At 69.6% G+C, this 18762-nt stretch carries 18 protein-coding genes; 10 read left to right on the top strand and 8 right to left on the bottom strand.

Annotation, left to right across the window (positions count from 1 at the left end; translation table 11 throughout):
• Together LR394_RS16685 and LR394_RS42995 are read right to left on the bottom strand one after the other, a co-directional pair.
• A complete protein-coding gene (locus LR394_RS16685; protein WP_231442883.1) occupies nt 1–675 on the bottom strand; it encodes a response regulator transcription factor in 675 nt (224 codons plus the stop codon).
• Nucleotides 676–706: 31 nt separating this feature from the next.
• Nucleotides 707–2008, bottom strand: coding sequence for a sensor histidine kinase (locus LR394_RS42995; protein ID WP_231442881.1), 1302 nt, complete (start codon nt 2006–2008; stop codon nt 707–709).
• Nucleotides 2009–2171: 163 nt separating this feature from the next.
• On the opposite strand from LR394_RS42995, the gene LR394_RS16675 reads away from it, so the two are divergent.
• From LR394_RS16675 to LR394_RS16665, 3 genes are all read left to right on the top strand, one after another.
• Entirely contained in the window at nt 2172–3110 is a 939-nt protein-coding gene (locus LR394_RS16675) for an ABC transporter ATP-binding protein (protein ID WP_231442879.1), read from the top strand.
• A complete protein-coding gene (locus tag LR394_RS16670; RefSeq protein WP_231442877.1) occupies nt 3107–3892 on the top strand; it encodes an ABC transporter permease in 786 nt (261 codons plus the stop codon). The genes LR394_RS16675 and LR394_RS16670 overlap by 4 nt, the downstream gene beginning before the upstream one ends.
• 171 nt (nt 3893–4063) lie before the next feature.
• Nucleotides 4064–5092, top strand: coding sequence for a polyadenylate binding domain-containing protein (locus LR394_RS16665; RefSeq protein ID WP_231442875.1), 1029 nt, complete (start codon nt 4064–4066; stop codon nt 5090–5092).
• A 1456-nt stretch (nt 5093–6548) separates the two neighbouring features.
• Here LR394_RS16665 and LR394_RS16660 read toward each other — a convergent pair.
• A complete protein-coding gene (locus LR394_RS16660) occupies nt 6549–7007 on the bottom strand; it encodes a DUF2089 domain-containing protein (RefSeq protein WP_231442873.1) in 459 nt (152 codons plus the stop codon).
• On the bottom strand, nt 7004–7903 hold the full coding sequence (locus LR394_RS16655) for a hypothetical protein (RefSeq protein ID WP_231442871.1): 900 nt from the start codon (nt 7901–7903) through the stop codon (nt 7004–7006). Before LR394_RS16655 ends, LR394_RS16660 begins: the two co-directional genes overlap by 4 nt.
• Nucleotides 7904–8076: 173 nt before the next feature.
• On the opposite strand from LR394_RS16655, the gene LR394_RS16650 reads away from it, so the two are divergent.
• The 3 genes from LR394_RS16650 (at nt 8077) to LR394_RS16640 (ending at nt 9373) form a co-directional block, all read left to right on the top strand.
• Nucleotides 8077–8250 (top strand): CsbD family protein, encoded by a 174-nt coding sequence (locus LR394_RS16650; RefSeq protein WP_231442869.1) that lies wholly within the window; start codon nt 8077–8079, stop codon nt 8248–8250.
• A gap of 289 nt (nt 8251–8539) precedes the next feature.
• Nucleotides 8540–9016, top strand: coding sequence for a MarR family winged helix-turn-helix transcriptional regulator (locus LR394_RS16645; RefSeq protein WP_231442867.1), 477 nt, complete (start codon nt 8540–8542; stop codon nt 9014–9016).
• Nucleotides 9017–9142: 126 nt separating this feature from the next.
• Nucleotides 9143–9373, top strand: a complete 231-nt coding sequence (locus LR394_RS16640) for a hypothetical protein (protein WP_231442865.1) — start codon at nt 9143–9145, stop codon at nt 9371–9373.
• Nucleotides 9374–9381: 8 nt separating this feature from the next.
• On the opposite strand, the gene LR394_RS16635 is transcribed toward LR394_RS16640, so the two are convergent.
• Together LR394_RS16635 and LR394_RS16630 are read right to left on the bottom strand one after the other, a co-directional pair.
• The gene (locus tag LR394_RS16635) at nt 9382–10410 is read right to left on the bottom strand and encodes an isopenicillin N synthase family dioxygenase (protein ID WP_231442864.1); all 1029 of its coding nucleotides are present in this window, start codon (nt 10408–10410) and stop codon (nt 9382–9384) included.
• A gap of 145 nt (nt 10411–10555) precedes the next feature.
• Nucleotides 10556–11710 carry a TDT family transporter gene (locus LR394_RS16630; protein ID WP_231442862.1) on the bottom strand — a complete coding sequence of 385 codons (1155 nt, stop codon included), beginning with the start codon at nt 11708–11710 and terminating at the stop codon, nt 10556–10558.
• A gap of 245 nt (nt 11711–11955) precedes the next feature.
• Between LR394_RS16630 and LR394_RS16625 the strand changes: the two genes are divergently transcribed.
• Genes LR394_RS16625 through LR394_RS16615 form a run of 3 tightly spaced genes read left to right on the top strand, consistent with a single transcriptional unit; the run spans nt 11956 to nt 16229 of the window.
• Complete coding sequence (locus LR394_RS16625) at nt 11956–14154, top strand: MMPL family transporter (protein WP_231442859.1); 2199 nt, start codon at nt 11956–11958, stop codon at nt 14152–14154.
• Between the two features lie 21 nt (nt 14155–14175).
• Nucleotides 14176–15540, top strand: coding sequence for a sensor histidine kinase (locus LR394_RS16620; RefSeq protein ID WP_231442857.1), 1365 nt, complete (start codon nt 14176–14178; stop codon nt 15538–15540).
• A complete protein-coding gene (locus tag LR394_RS16615) occupies nt 15540–16229 on the top strand; it encodes a response regulator transcription factor (RefSeq protein WP_231442855.1) in 690 nt (229 codons plus the stop codon). The genes LR394_RS16620 and LR394_RS16615 overlap by 1 nt, the downstream gene beginning before the upstream one ends.
• A gap of 1 nt (nt 16230) precedes the next feature.
• Here LR394_RS16615 and LR394_RS16610 read toward each other — a convergent pair whose 3' ends face one another.
• A complete protein-coding gene (locus tag LR394_RS16610; protein ID WP_231442853.1) occupies nt 16231–16512 on the bottom strand; it encodes a DUF427 domain-containing protein in 282 nt (93 codons plus the stop codon).
• Nucleotides 16513–16603: 91 nt separating this feature from the next.
• On the opposite strand from LR394_RS16610, the gene LR394_RS16605 reads away from it, so the two are divergent.
• Nucleotides 16604–17977 (top strand): lytic transglycosylase domain-containing protein, encoded by a 1374-nt coding sequence (locus LR394_RS16605; RefSeq protein WP_231442851.1) that lies wholly within the window; start codon nt 16604–16606, stop codon nt 17975–17977.
• Between the two features lie 352 nt (nt 17978–18329).
• Here the strand turns inward: LR394_RS16605 and LR394_RS16600 are convergent, their stop codons facing one another.
• Nucleotides 18330–18737, bottom strand: coding sequence for a DUF6157 family protein (locus LR394_RS16600; protein WP_231442849.1), 408 nt, complete (start codon nt 18735–18737; stop codon nt 18330–18332).
• Between the last annotated feature and the right edge of the window lie 25 nt (nt 18738–18762).

The raw sequence follows: 18762 nt of genomic DNA, 5'->3' as shown, positions 1-18762 counted from the left end.
TCAGGCCAGTTCGGCGTCGTGGGCGAGGATGGCGATCTGGACCCGGTTGGTGGCGTCCAGCTTGGTCATCACCCGCGACACGTGCGCCTTCACCGTGGCCACGCTCATGTACAGGTCCTCGGCGATCTCGGCGTTGGCCTTGCCCAGGCCGACCGCGACCGCCACTTCCCGTTCCCGCTCGCTGAGCAGTTGCAGGCGCTCGCGGGCGGCCTTGCGGCGATCGGTGACCCCGGTCGTGGCGGGCGCGCCCATGTGATCGATCAGCCGCCGGGTGACCGTGGGCGAGAGCATGGCCTCGCCCTGCGCCACCGTGCGGATGGCCCGGACCAGTTCGGCCGGGGGAGTGTCCTTCAGCAGGAAGCCGCTGGCTCCGGCCCGTAGCGCCCGGAGCACGTACTCGTCGGCGTCGAACGTGGTCAGCACGATGATCTGCGGTGGTGACGGGGTCCGGGCCAGGTGCTCGGTGGCGGCCAGGCCGTCCACGCGGGGCATCCGGATGTCCATCAGCACCACGTCCGGACGCAGCCGCTGCACGGCCTCGGGCACCTGCGACCCGTCCTCGGCCTCACCGGCGACATCGACGTGCTCACTGCCGGACAGCATCATCCTCAGCGCCGCCCGCACCAGAGCGTCGTCGTCCACGATCAGCACCCGGACCGGCGGTTCAGTACTCACGGCGTCCTCCACCCCTCAACCCTGCCACTACTCACCCGGACGTTTCCGCCTCCTCGCGCACCGACGTCCGTTGCTGTTGCTCTTCGTCCCCGGCCGGCCACGGAAGCCAGACCGCCAGCCGAAAGTCCCCCACCGGCGTCCACCCGTGCTCCAGCCGGCCCTGAGCCAGACTCACCCGTTCGGCCAGCCCGACCAGGCCCTGCCCGGCTCCCGGCAACCCCGAAGGCGGATCCAGCGGAGGCCGATTCACCACCGTCACATCCAGCCCCACCCCCGGCCGGCCCGAGACCGTAACCCGCACAGCCGTGTTCGGAGCATGCTTGCGGGCGTTCGTCAGCCCCTCCTGGACAATCCGGTAGGTGGTCCGGCCGATCAAGGCGAACGGTGGCTCGTCCGGCGGATAATCACAGTTCAGCTGGACGTTCATCCCGGCCTGCCGGGACTCCTGCACCAGGCCGGGCAGATCGGCCAGCGTGGGCTGCGGCCGATCCGGTGAATCCTCCTCGCCCCCGGCCCGCAGCACCCCGATCACCTCACGCAGATCCTGCAGAGCCTGGCGAGCGCTGGCCCGGATCACCGCCGCCGACTCCGCCACCTCCGGCCCGGCCTTGTCCGCGCGGAACTCCAGAGCCCCGGCGTGCAGGCTGATCAGCGAGATCCGGTGGCCCAGCACGTCGTGCATCTCGCGGGCGATCCGGGTGCGCTCCGAGTGCCGGGCCTGCTCCAGCAGCAGGTTGCGCTCGGACTCGGCCCGCTCGGCCCGGTCCCGCAGCGAAAGGATCAGCTCGTACCGGGCCCGGCCGAACAAACCCCAGGCCACCACCCCGAACACCGCCATCGCGCTGACCGTGATCGCGGTGAAGGCCGAGGTGCCTTCATCCGGCCGGAGCATCGTGTAGCCGATCACCGCGGCGATATGAAGCACGGCGACCACCGTCAGGATCCGCAGCGGCCGCCGCACCGCCACCGTGTAGACCAGCAGCAGGGCCGGCAGCGCCGCGATCGTCGAGATCAGCGCCGCGGGCAGCATCAGCAGCGCGATCCGGGTGGGCCAGCGCCGCCGCCACCAGATCAGCACCAGGCAGGGCACCCCGAGCACCAGGTCGAGCCAGAAGACGGGTTCGGGTACCTGCGGTGGTGAGGCGTCTCGCTGCAGCCACCAGAACAGGAAGCCGAGCGACCCGAACAGCACGAACAGATTGACGTCGACGATCCAGTCGCGCACCGAGCGGGGTGCCGGTCGTTCGGGCACCGATTCGCCGAACTCGGCCGGCAGCCAGCCGGCCAGCTTCCGGCGCAGCGGCGTTCGGCCGGCTGAGGGGGACGGGCTCACGGCACCACGGTAGGCACCCGACCGGATGCGTCACCACGACCTAAGGAATACCGAGGTACTCATCCGGACCTACTTTCGTCTGACTCGGAGCCATCCCCCGGCGTCACTGGATCGTTCGCAAGACGGACGCGCGAGTAGGGGACGGTTCGGAAGGATGGTTCCCGTGATCGAGATCGAGAACCTGACGAAGAGATACGGCACCCAGACGGCCGTCGATGCCGTCTCCTTCCGGTGCGAGACCGGCACCGTCACGGGTTTCCTCGGCCCGAACGGCGCCGGCAAGTCCACCACGATGCGAATCCTGTGCGGTCTGACCTCGGCCAGCAGCGGTACCGCGCTGATCGACGGGTCCCCGTACCGCGCGCTGCCCAACCCGGGCCGTTCGGTCGGGGTCCTGCTCGACGCCTCGGCCCAGCACGCCGGCCGCACCGGCCGCGAGGTGCTGACCCTCGGCACCATGGTCCTCGGCCTGCCCCGCGAGCGGGTCACCCAGATGCTCGAGCTGGTCGGCCTGGACAAGAAGGCCGCGGACAAGCGGGTCGGCAACTACTCCCTGGGCATGCGCCAGCGCCTCGGCCTGGCCCACGCCCTGCTCGGCAATCCGTCCACCCTGGTGCTGGACGAGCCGGCCAACGGCCTGGACCCGGAAGGCATCTTCTGGATGCGCGGTCTGCTGCGCGAGTACGCCGACCGGGGCGGCACGGTCCTGCTGTCCTCGCACCTGCTGCACGAGGTCGAAGCGGTGGCCGACCGGCTGGTGGTGATCGGCAACGGCCGGATCGCGGCCAACGGCAGCAAGGAGGAGCTGCTGGCCGGGGCGGGCACGCTGGTCCGGGCAGTGGAGCCGAACCAGCTGGCCCAGGCTCTGCAGGGCTCCGGCCACAACGTCACCCCCACCGCCGACGGCGCCCTGCTGGTAGATGCCGAACCGCTCCAGGTGGGGCGCGCCGCTGCTGCCACCGGAACGGTCCTGACCGAACTGCGCACCGCCGACGGCGCCGGGCTGGAAGCGCTGTTCCTCCAGCTCACCGCCTCTGCGAACGCTGCCGCACCGGCCGGTGCGATCAACCCGACCAACACCCCGATGGAGGCCGTGCGATGAGCGCCCCGACCACGCTGCCGGCCTGGGCCGTCCCCGGCGCCACCCAGGACACCAAGGTCAGCCGCCCCGGCATCGCCCGGCTGACCTGGATCGAACTGCGCAAGATGGGCAACACCCGGGCCGGGCGCTGGCTGCTCACCGTCGTGGCTCTGCTCTCGGCCGTGATGATCGGGGGCCTGGCGTACTTCGGCGAAGGCGACCGGACCGTCCAGACCTACATCCAGATGGCGTTCCAGCCGATCGCCATCCTCGGCCCGGTGCTCGGGATCCTGACCGTGACCAGCGAATGGTCGCAGCGCACCGCCCTGACCACGTTCACCCTGGTGCCGCAGCGCGGCCGCGTGATCGCGGCGAAGTTCCTGGCCGCCATGGCCCTGGCCACCCTGACCCTGGCGGTGATCATCCCGATCGCCGCGCTGGCCACGGTGTTCGCCGGGGCCGAGCGGGGGGCCTGGGACCTGTCCGCCCGGGTGCTGGGCGAACTGCTCGCCTACATGCTGCTCTACTTCGCCTGCGGGGTCGGCTTCGGCCTGCTGTTCGGGAACACCCCGATCTCCATCGTCAGCTTCTTCATCCTGCCCAACGCCTTCATCCTGCTCGGCCTGGTCTCCGCGCTGGAGAACGCGCAGGACTGGCTGAACTTCAGCCTCACCACGGCTGAGCTCGGTGATGGTGGGGCCACGGGTGACCAGTGGCTGAAGATCTTCACCTCCTCGCTGCTGTGGGTGGTGCTGCCGCTGGTGATCGGCACGGTCCGCACGATGCGCCGCGAAGTGAAGTAGAGCTTTCCCGAAGGGGAGCCGGTGGCCATTGGAGGGTGGCCACCGGCTTCTTGCTTTTGGACGGGGTGCGCACCTTTGTGTGGTTCGGGCCGGTGGGTGAGTGGGAGCTTCATAGCTCGTTCACAGCCCGGATCCGGCCTCTGCCCATCCGCAGACCGAACTCTGGGACGCATGGCAGACAACCAGGGGCAGACCATCGCCGCGCCGGTGAGCAACCAGCCGGCCACCCAGAACCAGGCGCAGGCACAGACTCAAGTGCAGGACCAGGCGCTGAGCCAGACGCAGCCGAGCGGCCCGAACATGATGTGGGCGCCGCCGCACCCGGGCTCCGACGCCCCGGCCGCCGGCCAGAACTTGCCCGCCGGCTCGAACTTGCCCGCTGGTCAGACCTCGCTAGCAGGCCAGAACTCGCTCGCCGGCCAGAATTCTCTCGCCGGCCCGAACGAGCAGCTGAGCCAGCCATCCAGCCACCAGCCGACCCAGCAGCCGGCTCAGCTTGCGGCGCAGTCATCGGGCCAGCCGCTGACCTCGCCGGTCGCACCTGCGGTTCAGCCGGCCTTCCCGCCGCACCAGCCCACCGCCGCCCCGCTCGGCCAGCCGAACGCCGCACCCTCGATGACCTTCGAGGTGCCGCAGGAGCACCTCGGCCAGGCCCCCGTGGGGCAGAAGCCCGGGCGGCAAGGCAGTTTCGTCCAGAAATTGAAGACGCCTCTGGCCACCGCCGTCATCGGCGGAATCCTTCTGCTCGGGGTCGGTTTCGCCACGGGATACGTGGTCGGCCACGACCAGGGCAGTTCATCGGTCTCCAGCACCACCGACGGGCAGAACGGTTTCGGCGGAGGTGGCATGGGCGGCTTCGGCGGCCAGATGCCCGGTGGTCAGGGTCAGACCGGCCAGGGTCAGCAAGGACAGCAGGGCCAGGGCCAGACCGGGCAAGGTCAGACCGACCAGGGGCAGACAGGTCAGGGTCAGACGGGGCAGGGTCAGACGGATCAAGGCCAGACGGGTCAGGACCAGACCACCCAGGGCCAGAGCGGTTCCGGTACCACGCCCTTCGGCCAGGACGGCGGCTTCGGTCAGCAGTTCGGTCAGGACCAGGGCTTCGGCCAGCAGTTCGGCCAGGACCAGAGCGACCAGAGCGACCAGAGCCAGGACGGCACCACCACCGAAGACGGCATCGACCTCTCGCAGACCCAGTAACCGCCTCGACCACAACCCCAAACACCGCGCCCCAGAACCACACCGTGGGCCACAACCTTTAGGTCACCTCCGTAGGCTGCACTCGCAGGCAGTGCTCGCGGGCCGCGCCTACGGCCGTAACCACAGTCGTGTCCAAACTCGCCACACAGTCACGACGCGACCGACGAGGCGGTGGGCGGCACCGCCGACGCCCTGGACATGACGCTCCCGGGCCGCACCTACCGCGGTTCCCGCGGGCCGCGCACCTCCTGCCGTACCTCTCGGGCCACGCCTCCAAGGGGGCTCACAGCCGGACCCAGGGGCGTGCTCACTGCCACACCTACCGTGGTATCCATGGGTCCGCACCTATAGCCGTTCGAAATTCCATGTCTACTACAGGCACTCGTGAAACCATCTGACCGTGTTCGCTGTTGCCCCACGTAGAACGCTGCTGGGAGGGGCTCCACCGGCCACGTCAGCCGACGCCCCGGGCATCTCCTCGCTACTGCAGCGGATGCCAAGGCATTTCCTAAACAGCCGGTGCGCGCATTGTTTCGGCTGGTCGGGTTCCGCCAGTAGCCAAGGACGCCGGATGTCGTTGGCCGGTCGTTCCTCTCGGGCCACGGCGGCGCAACCGTACAACTACCAAAGGATTCCGGCAGAGCCAGTGTCCATCACCCTACCTCGAGGTGGGCCATGGCCATTCAGTCGGAACCGTTGTATTCGCCCTCCGTCCACTATGTTTCAGCAGGTTGAGACGCTCCTCCCGGATCGGCCGACAGGCGGCCGCAGCGGCCTCGACCAAGGTCGGCCAGCACCGGTGAAGTGGATCGGAGGCCCGGGAAGTTCAAGGCTACGAGTGACGCCGTCTGACTGCGTCCGGCCTGGAAAACCATTGCGAGGAGTCCCACCGGCCACATCGGCCGACATCTGGGCGAACCGGGTTCCTCTTCTGGCCGGAGCACGTGAGGCCTTCACCATCTGCGGTGCGAGGTTCGGCGAGACCAGGAACGCCTCCCACGAAATGTGTACACCTGGTTCCGGGCGTACTCGATGTACGCAATGCGGGAAACCCTCCTACCGGCTTTCGAGCACGCGGCGTTGCATCGCTGACCATGCGTCATGGCCCTGAGCGGTCCGGCGTGAGGCTGCATCGCAAACCCGGTGTGGATCGGGCCGCACGGGCGAGTGCACGGTCAGGGGCCGGCGGGACATCCCCTCCGGTGGCCCGAGGGCTCCGGCCGTGCACCCGCTCGAGGGCTGTGGTCGCACCGGATCTGCTGATGCGAACGAATGCCGTCCGCCGGCTGCGGGCGTGGCGGGCCCGCGGAATGCCGGCAGATCTGCCGACCTCGTCGAGCTGGGACTGGACGAGGCAGGCGACACCAAGGGGCAATTCTTCCGGTCCGATGGGGCAGGCGGCTGGTACACCCCCGCACTTGGTGGTCACCTGTCCCATCGGTCGACCGGAAACTGTTCAGGTGCCGAGGAGCTTGCGGGCTGCGGCCACGTCGAGCTCGCCGGTGGCCAGGGCCTGCAGGGTGTTCAGCCGGGTCTGCTCGTCCTGCGGTTCCGGCTCGGCGGGCCCGGCCGCACCTGCCGGGCCAGCGGGACCGGCGGGGGAGGTGGGTTTGAGGCCGAGCTTGGCCAGTAGGTCGTCGAAGCGGGCGCGGGCGGTGGGGTAGCTGACACCGAGGTGGCGCTCCAGCTCCTTCATGTTCCCGCGGGAGGCCAGGAAGACCCGGAGCACGTCGAGCTCGGACTGTTCCAGGGCGCAGAAGTCGCAGTGCTCGAAGTGACCGCTGAGCCCGGTGCCGCAGGAGTCGCAGCCCAGCTGGGTCACATGCAGGTCCTCGGCGCAGACCGGGCACTGGTGAGGTGCCCGGTAGCTGGGATGGTCGGGCGATCCGGAGCGGCCGGACGTGGTCGGGCTCAAAGCGGGACCTCGTCCCAGACCTGGGCGCCGACCGTCACCGAGCTCATGACCGCCTCGACCCGCAGCAGGTCGCGGCCGTTGCCGACGACGCTCTCGGTGACCTGGTCGTCCAGCGGCAGGGTGCTGACCGGGCGGTCCGGCAGCTGCAGCCGGCCCATCCGGTTGCTGCCCGAGATCCGCAGGTCACTGCCCTCGAGCAGGGTCAGCCGGGCCGAGGAGGACTCGGCCGTCAGCCGGGACTCGCCCAGCGGCACGGCGCTGACCTTCACCGAGGACGAGACCGCCTCGAGGTCGAGCGGGCCACGCAGCTTGTCGGCCTTCAGCGAGCTCGCCACCACCCGTGCCTTCAGGCCACCGACCAGGCCGTTCAGCTTCACCTCGGCGCCGGTGGTCTCCAGCTCGACCAGCAGCTCGGGGTTGACCCGGATCTCCAGCTGGTGCTCCTTCCAGGACCGGGCCCAGGTGATGGTCTTGGGCAGGTCGCTGAAGCTGAAGTTGCCGAACAGGTTGCCGCTGTTCGGCGGCCGGTCGGCGCTCGGCTCGTCGAGCGGGCCGGTGCCGGAGACGATCAGCGTGGTGCCTTCCTGGGTGATCCGGTGCGAGCCGGTCACGTACAGCTGGGCCACTGCCGGATCGGCCACGATCTGCACCGAGCGGTACGAGCCGAGCACCCGGATCCCGGTGATCGGGCCGTTGACCGGCGGGGTGCCTCCGGCCCGGAACGAGGGGGCGGACTTGGCCGAGCCGAAGATCGGCGAAGCCGGGGCGGGCCGGCTGGGCGCGGCGGCGGCCTGCGCCTCGCGGGCCTTCTGCTCGTCCATCGCCTTCATGGCCGCTTCGGGACTCATCTCCCCCGAGGCGACGCTCCTGAGAATCGCTTCCAGTTCGTCACTCATGGGCAATAGTGAAACTCAGACTTCCGAGATTGGAAACCCTGACTTTCTACTTCTGCGCGTATGGGTGACCTCCCTGAGTTGCGGGAACGGCCAGGCGGGGCAGAGTGAGGTTCAGAGGGACGCCCGGCGTCCCGGATGCACCTGAGTCGCCAAGATGTTGAGGAGGCCTGTCGATGAGCGCCACCGACAAGATCAAGAACACTGCCCAGAACGTGGCCGGCAAGGCCAAGGAAGCCGTCGGCAAGGTCACGGACAACGAGCGCCTCGAGAACGAGGGTCGCGCGGACCAGGCCTCGGCCGACGTGAAGCAGGCCGGCGAGAACGTGAAGGACGCCTTCAAGCGCTGAGCCGCCGAGGCATTGAGCAGGAGTAAACCACTCGGAGTGCGACGAAGGCCCGGACCGAGAACTCGGTCCGGGCCTTCGTCGTACCCGCCGGAGCGGGCGCAAAAGATCGCTTGCCGTCCTGCCTCGGAGGGGGGTAGGCAGGACGGCAAGCGGTACTTGCAGCAGCCGGTGCAGTCGCGGCGCGACGCCTTGGGGGAAGACGTGATGCGCGCGTAGTCGTTGCACCGGCAACCACCATGCTGCCACCGAGGTCATTGCGCCGTCAACTAATATCGCTAAACTCGACCGGGTGCGTGACGAATCAGGCTCTGGCGAGACCGACTGGCTGAGCGGTACCGAGCAGGCGGCCTGGCGGGCCCTCCTGGACAGTACGCGGATGCTGTTCGCGGCGCTGGACCGTCAGCTCGCGGCGGATTCGGACCTCACGCTCACCGACTACGACATCCTGGTCCGGCTGTCCGAGGCACCGAACAATCGGCTGCGGATGCGTGAACTGGCCGACCTGACCCTTTCCACCCGCAGCGGGGTCACCCGCGCGGTCACCCGCGCCGAGCAGGCCGGCTGGGTGCGCCGGGTGGAATGCGAAGAGGACCGCCGGGGGATGAACGCGGAGCTGACCGAGGCCGGGCGGGCCAAGCTCGCCGCCAGCGCACCCGGTCACGTGCGGGCCGTGCGGGAGATGCTGATCGAGCAACTCACCGCCGAGCAGCTGGGTCAGCTCACCGAGATCGGCCGCCGGGTGCAGGACAAGATCACCCTGAAGTGAGGTGCCGACCGAACCCGTCGAAAACCGGACGGCGTCGGCGGTAGCCAGTCACAACGTCCCCCATTTGCCCTTGAACTGCAGCGGCGAAGCGTCAAGGACGTTCACCCGTTTGCCGATGCTCCGGGCATGAACCCCTCCGCGGTCCTGCTCGAACGCCTGCTCGGAATTGCCGAGGGGGTTGCCGCTTTCGGCGACCAGATCGACGATCCGTCCGGTTCGCGGCTGTCTGCGGCGGCCCGGGAAGCAGTGGACGAGTACTGGGACCAGATGCGCAACTACCCCGCCGGAGCGCGGGACTGGCGGGACGAGATGTTCGTGCTGCTGATGGACACCCAGCCCGCCGCGTTCTCGCGTTGACCGGCTGATCAGCCCGGAACGCGTTCGTCCAGGGGCGTTCTCGGGGCGTGCAGTTTGGCCGCGAGATGATCGGCGACGGTGACTGACTCGTAGTGGACCGGTTCCTCACCGGTGGCGCAGCCGGGCAGGACCGAGATGACGGCGTCGGCGTTGCCGTCGTGGAAGAAGGCGGCCGAACGGCGGCGCACCAGAAGGCCTTCGCGATCGGTGGGAGCCAGAACCCGGTGCTGGGCGGAGATCCAGCGGTCGTTCGTCCAGCGGGCCAGCAGGTCGCCGAGATTAACCAGAAGGGTTCCGGGTGAGGCGATCACATCGTGCCAGACGCCCGAATCATCCAGGACCTGCAGGCCTCGGATGTCCGGATCGGCCCAGAGCACGGTGAGAATGCCGCTGTCGGTGTGGGCGCCCAGCCCGACCGGCTCGCCGCTCGTCGTGGTTTCACCGGCCGGAACCCGATAGTTGTTCAGCCGCAGCACCTCGAGGGCGTGATCCTGGTAGCCGGCGAAGAACTTCTCGTCCAGGCCGAGGGCGACTGCCATCACCGACGTGACCTCGCGGGCCACCCGGGCGGCCTCGCCGAACCAGGCCATCACCCCCGTCTCGAAGCTTTCTGGGCGAAGCGGCCAGAGGTTGGGCGCGTACTGCAGTTCGTCCAGACCGAGGCCGGGGAAGTCCTCGGCGCTGCGGCCGACGTTGAAGGCCTCGAACTCCTCGGCGGGTGAACTCGCCCCCGGCTGCAGGCTGAGCCGTTCGGCCCGGGGCGGGGTGTACCCGCGGTTGTACTCCGCCGATGCCGGGCGCAGGGCCTTCTTCTGCCACATCGGCAGGCCGAAGAAACCGTCCATCGCGGCGCCCAGTCCGGCCACCACAGAAGCGTCGATCCGGTGCCCGGAGACCCGCATCAGGCCGATGGTGGACGCAGCCCGGTCCAGTTCGGCGGCCACCGCGGCGCGCTCGGCCGCAGAGCCCTCGCGGAACCGGGACAGATCGATCGTGGGGACGTCCAGCGGACCGTCTGGTGTGCGGGCTGTGTTCATGCGCCTGATCTTCCCCTCCGTCACGCCAGATCTCTCGCCGAAGTTCTGGTGCCGAAGCTCCGAAGGTAGGGGTCGGCGATGAACACCGCGTTACGCCGTTGGGCCGAGGATTTCACTGTGGTTGCCTGCTGTTCAGGCGGACCGCTCAGATCGTGTAACCCCAGACCGGAGGTGCGGATTTGCGGCTGTTCGCGCGTAGCGAATTCAGGCTTCCGACCGCGGCGATCAGCCAGCCGCTGAGCAGCCCGGTGAACAGGAAGGCGGCCAGCCAGCCGAGCGCGACGGCTCCGGTGGCGGTGCCCAGGGCCGCAGCGGCGGTGACACAGGTGCCGAGCGGGAAGGTGAAGGCCCACCAGGTCGGGGCGAACGGCAGGCCCTGCGGGGAGCGGGCGGTGCGGACGGTCAGGGCCAGCGCCAGGGCTGCCCACAGCAGCGCGAAACCCAGTACTGGAAGGCCGTAGACCAGGCCGAAGGCACGCAGGGCGGTGGCGTACGGATCCTCGATCGCGGTGCCTGCCTGACGGCCGATCAGGTTCGCCGCGGTGGCCGACTGACCCAGCGGGCCGAGCACGATCCACAGCGTCGGCACCAGCCGGGCCGGCGGCAGACCGTGCTGCACCAGCCGGGTCCAGAGCTGGGTGATCAGCACGATCGAGGCGATCAGGCTGATCCCGAACAGGCCGTACAGCGCCAGCAGCAAGGTGAGCCGCCCCTGGCCGGCCGGAGTGTGCGGCAACAGTGCAGCACCGGTCGCGGCCGAGACCATCGGTGGCACGACCGACATCAGCCAGCCGCCGAAGGCCGCGTCCGGGTTCCGGGAGGCCTGCCCGAGCGCACCGGTGAAGTGCCAATAGGGGACGGCGAAAGCGCTGGCCAGTCCCAGCGCCGTGCCCAGAACCCACAGGGTCCAGGCGATCGTCACGGCGGCACGGGCCCCGATCAGGTCGTCACCGAACAGCAGGGTGCCCGCACCGACGGTGAGTAAGGCCATCGGTGGGGCGCCGTAGAAGTGCGCAATGACCGGATGACGGTGATGGGCCTGAGCCTTCGCCCGGTGACCGATCCACTGCGCTGCGCTCGCACCGGCGAAGAGCAGCAGCAGGGCGGTGGCCAGAAGCCAGGCGCAGGTGGCGAAGGCGCGCATCTCGCCACCGTTGGGCAGCGCGACGGCGGCGGTCGCGACGATCCCGGTTCCCATCACGGCGGCGAACCAGTTGGGCGCCACCGAGGCGGCGAGCCCGGCCCGGGCGGGAGCAGGAGCAGGAGCAGGAACGGGGCGTAAGGGAGCGGTCACGGTCACACGGTCGAGTCTGGTTCGGTTCCCGTTCGCCGGGAACGGGTTCCGCACCTGGCTCGTCACAAGTCTGCCTTGTGACCCTACTGCGCGGCTCGGGGTCGTACCGCGCATGCAGTAGTCCCAGATGTCGATGCCTGGACGATGTGCCGGGCGGTCGTGATCACGATCCTTGCTAAAGACCGGTGCCGCTGATCACTGCCGATCGGGAGCCGGGTCTCAGGCAATCCATCTGGAGGGGCGATTTCGTCATGTCCGCACTCGCTCGCTGGTGCTATCAGCACCGGTACGTAGTTCTCGGGCTCTGGGTGGCGTTGCTCGTCGCCCTCGGCACCACCACCGCCGTGCGCGGTACCTCGTACCAGGACGACTTCAGCCTGCCGGGCAGCGAGTCCTTCACGGCGCTCGAACTGCTCGAGGAGGCCAGCCCGGCCCAGGCCGGGGACACCGGGCAGATCGTGTTCCACACCGAGAACGGCCTGGTGTCCGACGCCGCCGTGCAGCAGCGGGTGAGCCCGATGCTGGCCGAGATCGCCGAACTGCCGCACGTGGCCGCGGTGACCAGCCCGTACGACGAGGCCGGGGCCGGGCAGGTCGGCCCGGACGGCACGATCGCCTTCGCCAACATCCAGTTCGACACCCAGGCCGCGAACATCCCGGTCGAGGACGTCGAGGAGGTGATCGACACCGCTCAGGCGATCGACGGCGACGGGCTGCAGGTCGAACTGGGCGGCCAGGTGATCCAGGCTGCCTCGCAGGAGATCGGCGGCACGGCCGAGCTGATCGGGGTGGCCGCGGCCGCGGTGATCCTGTTCATCGCCTTCGGCTCGTTCTTCGCCAGCCTGATGCCGATCCTGGTGGCGCTTTTCGGCGTCGGCGTGGGCATTCTGACGATCGGCCAGCTCTCCTTCGGGATGACGCTCTCGACGATCGCCCCGACCCTGGCCGCGCTGATCGGCCTGGGTGTGGGGATCGACTACGCGCTCTTCATCGTGACCCGCTACCGGAACAACCTGAAGTCCGGAATTGACCCGGAGGAAGCGGCGATCCGGGCGCTGAACACCTCGGGCCGGGCGGTGCTGTTCGCCGGCGGCACGGTGGTGATCGCGCTGCTGGGTCTGCTCGTGCTGGGCGTGGACTTCCTGGCCGGGATGGGAATCGGCGCTGCGGTAACGGTTCTGGCCACGGTGCTGGCCGCGATGACGTTGCTGCCGGCCGCGCTGGGCTTCTTCGGGATGCGTCTGCTCAGCCGTCGCGAGCGGCAGCGGATGGCCGAGGACGGGCCTTCGGCCAGCCATGCGCAGGAGGGCTTCTGGGGCCGCTGGGCGAACCGGATCGCCAGTCGCAAGGCGGTTTTCGGGGTGGTCGCCACCGCGCTGATCCTGGTGCTGTCGCTGCCTGCCCTCTCGGTCCGGCTCGGCCTGTCCGACTCCGGCAACGACCCGGAGTCCAGCACCACCCGGCAGGCGTACGACCTGCTCGCCGAGGGCTTCGGCCCCGGCTCGAACGGCCCGCTGCTGCTGGTGGCCGAGCTCGGCGCGGACTCCGACGCCCAGGCCCTGACCGCGCTGGCCAGTTCGCTGGAGAGCACCCCGGGCGTGGCCGCAGTGCAGGCGGCCCCGGTCGAACCGGGCGCGCCGCTGGGCATCGTCCAGGTGATCCCGACCAGCTCGCCGCAGGACGAGGAGACCAGCCAGCTGATCCAGCGGCTGCGCCAGGACGTGATCCCGCCGGCCGAGAGCGGCACCACGATGGACGTCTACGTTGGTGGCGCGACCGCGATCTTCGACGACTTCGCCGACGAGCTCACCAGCCAGCTGCCGTTGTTCATCGGGGTGATCATCGGCCTGGGCTTCCTGCTGCTGCTGATCGCCTTCCGCAGCGTGGTGGTGCCGCTGACCGCCGCGGTGATGAACCTGATCGCGGCCGCCGCCTCGTTCGGCGTGCTGGTGGCGGTGTTCCAGTGGGGCTGGGGCTCGGAGCTGATCGGCGCCGGGCCGGGTGGCCCGGTCGAGGCCTTCCTGCCGGTGATCATGCTGGCGGTGCTGTTCGGGCTCTCGATGGACTACCAGGTGTTCCTGGTCAGCCGGATGCACGAGGAGTGGCACCACACCCGTGACAACGCCCGGGCGGTTTTCGTCGGCCAGGCCGAGACCGGCCGGGTGATCACCGCGGCCGCGCTGATCATGATCGTGGTGTTCTCCGCCTTCATCCTTGAGGGCCAGCGGGTGATCGCCGAGTTCGGGGTGGGCCTGGCCGCGGCCGTGGCGATCGACGCCTTCCTGATCCGGACCATCCTGGTCCCGGCCCTGATGCACGCCTTCGGCAACGCCAACTGGTGGCTGCCGGGCTGGCTGGACCGGATCCTGCCGCACCTGTCGGTCGATCCGGCCGACGAGCCGCTGCCTGTCGCCGAGGAGTCCTCGCCCGAGCTGGTTTCCCGGCCCTAGACACCGGCTTAGAGTGCTGTGATGCGGATGTCCCAGCGAATCCGGCTGAAGGCCGTCCACCACCCCCGGGTGAGGGACGGCCTTCTGGCCCTGTTCCTGCTGGTCGTGGCCACGCTGATCACCGTCAAGGTGGGGCAGGATCATCCGGCCGCCAGCACCCCGATCGTGCTGGCCGCCCAGGCCGGGTTGTTCGCCGTGCTCACGTTGCGCACGCTGTGGCCCTGCACCGTGCTGGCGGTGACCGCGCTGGGTACCGCCTTCATGATCTGGCACCTGGGTGGGGACATCGCCACGCCGATGGTGATCGCCGCCGGGGCCGCGATGGTGACGGTGGCCGGTCAGGGCGATCGGCGTAAGACCCTGCTGTGCGCCAGTGCGGCCAGCGCGGTGGTGATCGCCGCGCAGGCTGCGGCGCACGGTGGGCTGCAGATCGGCGCCCACATCGGCACGCTGCTGTGGGTCGGCTTCTTCGCGGCGGTCGGTGAGGCGGTCGAGAGCAAGAAGGCTTACGTGGCCGCGGTCGAGGAGCGGGCCCGGCGGGCCGAGCACACCCGCGACGAAGAGGCCCGGCGCCGGGTGGCGGAGGAGCGGCTGCGGATCGCCCAGGAACTGCACGACGTGGTCGCCCATCACATCGCGGTGATCCATGTGCAGACGTCGGTGGCTGAGCATCTGGTCACCGAGAAACCGGCCGAGGCCAAGGAGGCGCTGGGGCACGTGCGCCGGTCCAGCCGCACCGTGCTGGACGAGCTGACCGGCCTGCTCAGCGTGCTGCGGCAGCCGGGCGAGAGCAAGACGCCGGTGGAGCCCGCGGCCGGGGTGGCCGACCTGCCCGAGCTGATCCGCTCGTTCGAGGCCTCCGGGCTGCGGGTGGTCTGGGCGGTGCGGGGCGAGCGCCGGGAACTGCCGCCGGCACTGGACCTGGTGGCCTACCGCCTGGTCCAGGAAGGGCTCACGAACGCGCACAAGCACGGCTCCGGTACGGCCACCCTCGACGTCCGGTTCGCTGCGGATGCGTTGCACATCGACATCGTCAACGAGCAGGGGGCGACGGCCCGGCCGGGTACTCAGGACGATGCTCTGCTCGGGGGCTACGGCCTGATCGGGATGCGCGAGCGGGCGCTGGCGGTCGGCGGCAGCCTGCGCGCGGCGCCGGCGGCGGACGGTACCTGGCGGGTCCAGGCCCAGTTGCCGGTCCGGGCCGAGCCGCCCACGGCCCCACCGCCCGCTCCGGCCGAACCCTCGTGCGGGGTGGCGGACATCGGCAAGGCTCTGGCGATCCCGCTGGCCCTGGAGGCCGGCGCGGTCGGGGCGATCAGCCGGCGGCTCGCCGCCCGGCCCGGCAAGGAGATGCCCACCCCGGGCATCACTCAGGAAAGTGTGTGATGACGAACCAGAGAACGCGTGTCCTGCTGGCCGACGACCAGGCCCTGATCCGGGCCGGGTTCCGGGTGCTGATCGACTCCGCCTCCGACCTGGAGGTGGTGGGCGAGGCGAGCAACGGCCGGCAGGCCGTGGACCTGGTCCGCACGGCTCGGGCCGACGTGGTGGTGATGGACATCCGGATGCCCGAACTGGACGGCCTCGAAGCCACCCGGCTGATCTGCGCCGACGACGACCTGGCGGGGGTCAAGGTGCTGGTGGTGACCACCTTCGAGATCGACGAGTACGTGCTGGCGGCGCTGCGGGCGGGCGCCAGCGGGTTTGTCGGCAAGGGCGTGGAGGCGGACGAGCTGCTGACCGCCATCCGCACCGTGGCCAGCGGCGACGCGCTGCTGTCGCCCCGCGCCACCCGCGGCCTGATCACCGAGTTCCTGGCTCAGCCGAGCAGCCCCGGGGTACAGGTGCCGGAGGTGTTCGCGGCGCTGACCGAGCGCGAGCGGGAGGTGGCCGCCCTGGTCGCGCTCGGCCTGTCCAACGACGAGATCGCCGAACGGTTGTTCGTCAGCCCGCTGACCGCGAAAACCCATGTCAACCGGGCGATGACGAAGGTCGGGGCGCGGGACCGGGCCCAGCTGGTGGTGGCTGCCTACCAGAGCGGTCTGGTCAGCGCCACCCCCGAGGCCCGGGCCTGACCTACTCCTCGACCGTCACCCCGCGCCAGAACGCGAACCGGTCTTTGATCTGTGCTGCCGCCTCTTTCGGCGCTGGGTAATACCAGGTCGCGTCCGGGTTCTCGGTGCCGTCCACGGTGAGCGAGTAGTACGAGGCGGTGCCCTTCCACGGGCAGAACGTCTGGGTGTCGCTGGGAGTGAGCAGTTCCCGGCGCACCGACTCGGCCGGGAAGTAGGCGTTGCCCTCCACCTCCACGATGTCGTCGGACTCGGCGATCACGGTGCCGTTCCAGATGGCGCGCATGGCTGGTTCTCCTGGTTCGCGGTAGCTGTGAATCTCGATCCCTTGATGGAACCGGGCTGCCTTTTCGGCTATTTCTGCTTAAGGTCATGGGGTGCGATGGCCCGGTTCGTCCAGATTGGTCCGGGGTGGTGCCACGGCGCTTCGCCGTGCCGCCGCCGTCCTGGCCTTCCTGCTCACCGTCACGGTCGTCTTCATGGTGTCCGGATCCACTGCGGCACAACCGAAGACGGCGGCCGGCGGGGAAACGGTGGCGCCCACCGGCACCCCACCCGTCGGTTCCACCCCGCTCGAGGGGTACTCCGGTGACCTGTACGGCAGTACCCAGCCCAGCTCGTCCACCTTTTCATCCGCCTATCCCAGCGCGGAAAAGTCAAGCGGTTCAGGCGATTCGTCGTCGGGCGGTGCGTACGGGATCTCTCGCACCGACGGGTTGACGTCGTCCGGCATCCCGGTGGGGGCGCAGCGGGCGTACGAGGCTGCGGCCGCCGAATTGGCCCGTACCGACCCCTCGTGCGGTGTGCACTGGAGCCTGATCGCCGCGATCGGCCGGGTGGAGAGTAATCACGGCCGGCACGGCGGTGCCGGGATCACCGCTACCGGCCAGGTCAGCCCGCCGATCCTGGGAGTCCGGCTGGACGGGTCGATGGCCGGCACGGCCACCATTCGCGACTCCGACGGCGGCCGCTACGACGGTGACCGCGCCTACGACCGCGCGGTCGGCCCGATGCAGTTCCTGCCGGGCACCTGGGCCTCGTACGGCAAGGGCGACCCGCAGAACATCAACAACGCGGCGCTGGCGGCCGGCCGCTACCTGTGCGCCGGAAATGCGGATCTGAGCACCAAGTCCGGGCAGGCCGCAGCGGTGTACCGCTACAACCGCAGCAACAGCTACGTCTCGCTGGTGCTCTCCCTGGCCACGGCCTATGCCACCGGTCAGCCGCAGAACGTGCCCAACCCCAAGCCGGACACGCCTACCCCCTCGGCCACGAACACCGAACCGCCCGGCACGGCTCCCGGTCCGCCTCCGGCTCTGCCCAAGCCCCCGAAGAAGGCGCCGGAGCCGAGCAAGACCGGCAAGCCGAAGCCCACCTCGAGCAAGCCCAAGCCCACGGCGAGCAAAACGCCTACCCCGACCAGCCCGCGCCCCACCACGCCACACCCGACCACGCCGCGCCCGACCGCCACCCGGCCACCCACCAGCGGGCCCACGGCGCCACCGACCACCACGGCGCCGCCCACCACCACGCCTAAGCCCACTAGCCCCACCCCCACGGACTCCTGCACTCCGGACCCGGACGTCACACCAACACCAACGGACGAGCCGACCCCCACTCCCACGGAAGTCACGCCGACGCCCACCGCGACGCCGACCGATCCGGAGCCCACCGAGACCTGCGGCGAAGAGGCACCGGTCAAGGGCAAGGGGATCAGCACCCCGGACAGCACGGACCCTGTCGACGACTAGCCCGGCCTGATCGGGAAGACAAAACGACGTCATAGCGGTCTTTGTCCTCCCAATCTCCCTTGCGGGTGATAACAGGCTGCGCAAGGTTTGGGTACGGAACTTGCTGCCGGGTTGCCGGGCTGCGTGCTTGGTCGCAGTTGGCGGCGCTTAATCGCACCTGGCGGCCGCTAGTCGCACTTGAAAGCTTTCATTCAGCTGGTTTTTGCGACTTCCGGCCGCGAGCTGGGGCTGGCGGCGGCGAGCTGCGACTTCCGGCCGCGAGGTGGGGCTGGCAGGGGCTGTGGGACTTGGCGGTGCGGCGGGAAGGTGAAGGCGGAATGGCGCCCCGGCCGGAAGCATGAACTGCTCGGGGTCAGGCTCGCTTGCTGCGCATGGCCTTGATCTGCTTGAGGTCCGAGTGCAGGAGTTCCTGGTACTCCGGCGATTCCATGGCGCACAACGCCACGCCGCCCTTCTCGTCGAACACCAGGCCCCAGCCGTAAGTCCGGGCCAGCGGCGAAGTGCGCAGGCAGGGCTGGTCTTTGGCGAAGAACTCGGCGCGCAGCTGGGCCATCTCGGCGCCGGAGACGTTCTCCATACCCTGGCGCTCGAACCAGGAGGCGAACAGCACGTCCTCCTGGGTGTGGGCGTAGGGCTCGTCGCGCAACAGCTCGTACTGGATCTGGGCGACGGTGCGACCGGTGCCTCGGGCCGGCGGCACGCTGGCCTCGGTGGCCTTGCTGTCCTCGGCGACGCTGATGAACGAGCTCAGGTAGTTCACGGGTACCTCAATCCGGTCAGGCGAA

It is taken from the genome of Kineosporia babensis (assembly GCF_021129305.1).
Lineage (GTDB): Bacteria > Actinomycetota > Actinomycetes > Actinomycetales > Kineosporiaceae > Kineosporia > Kineosporia babensis.
The sequence above is the reverse complement of the archived record's forward strand: the minus strand, read 5'-3'. Positions and strand labels throughout refer to the sequence as shown.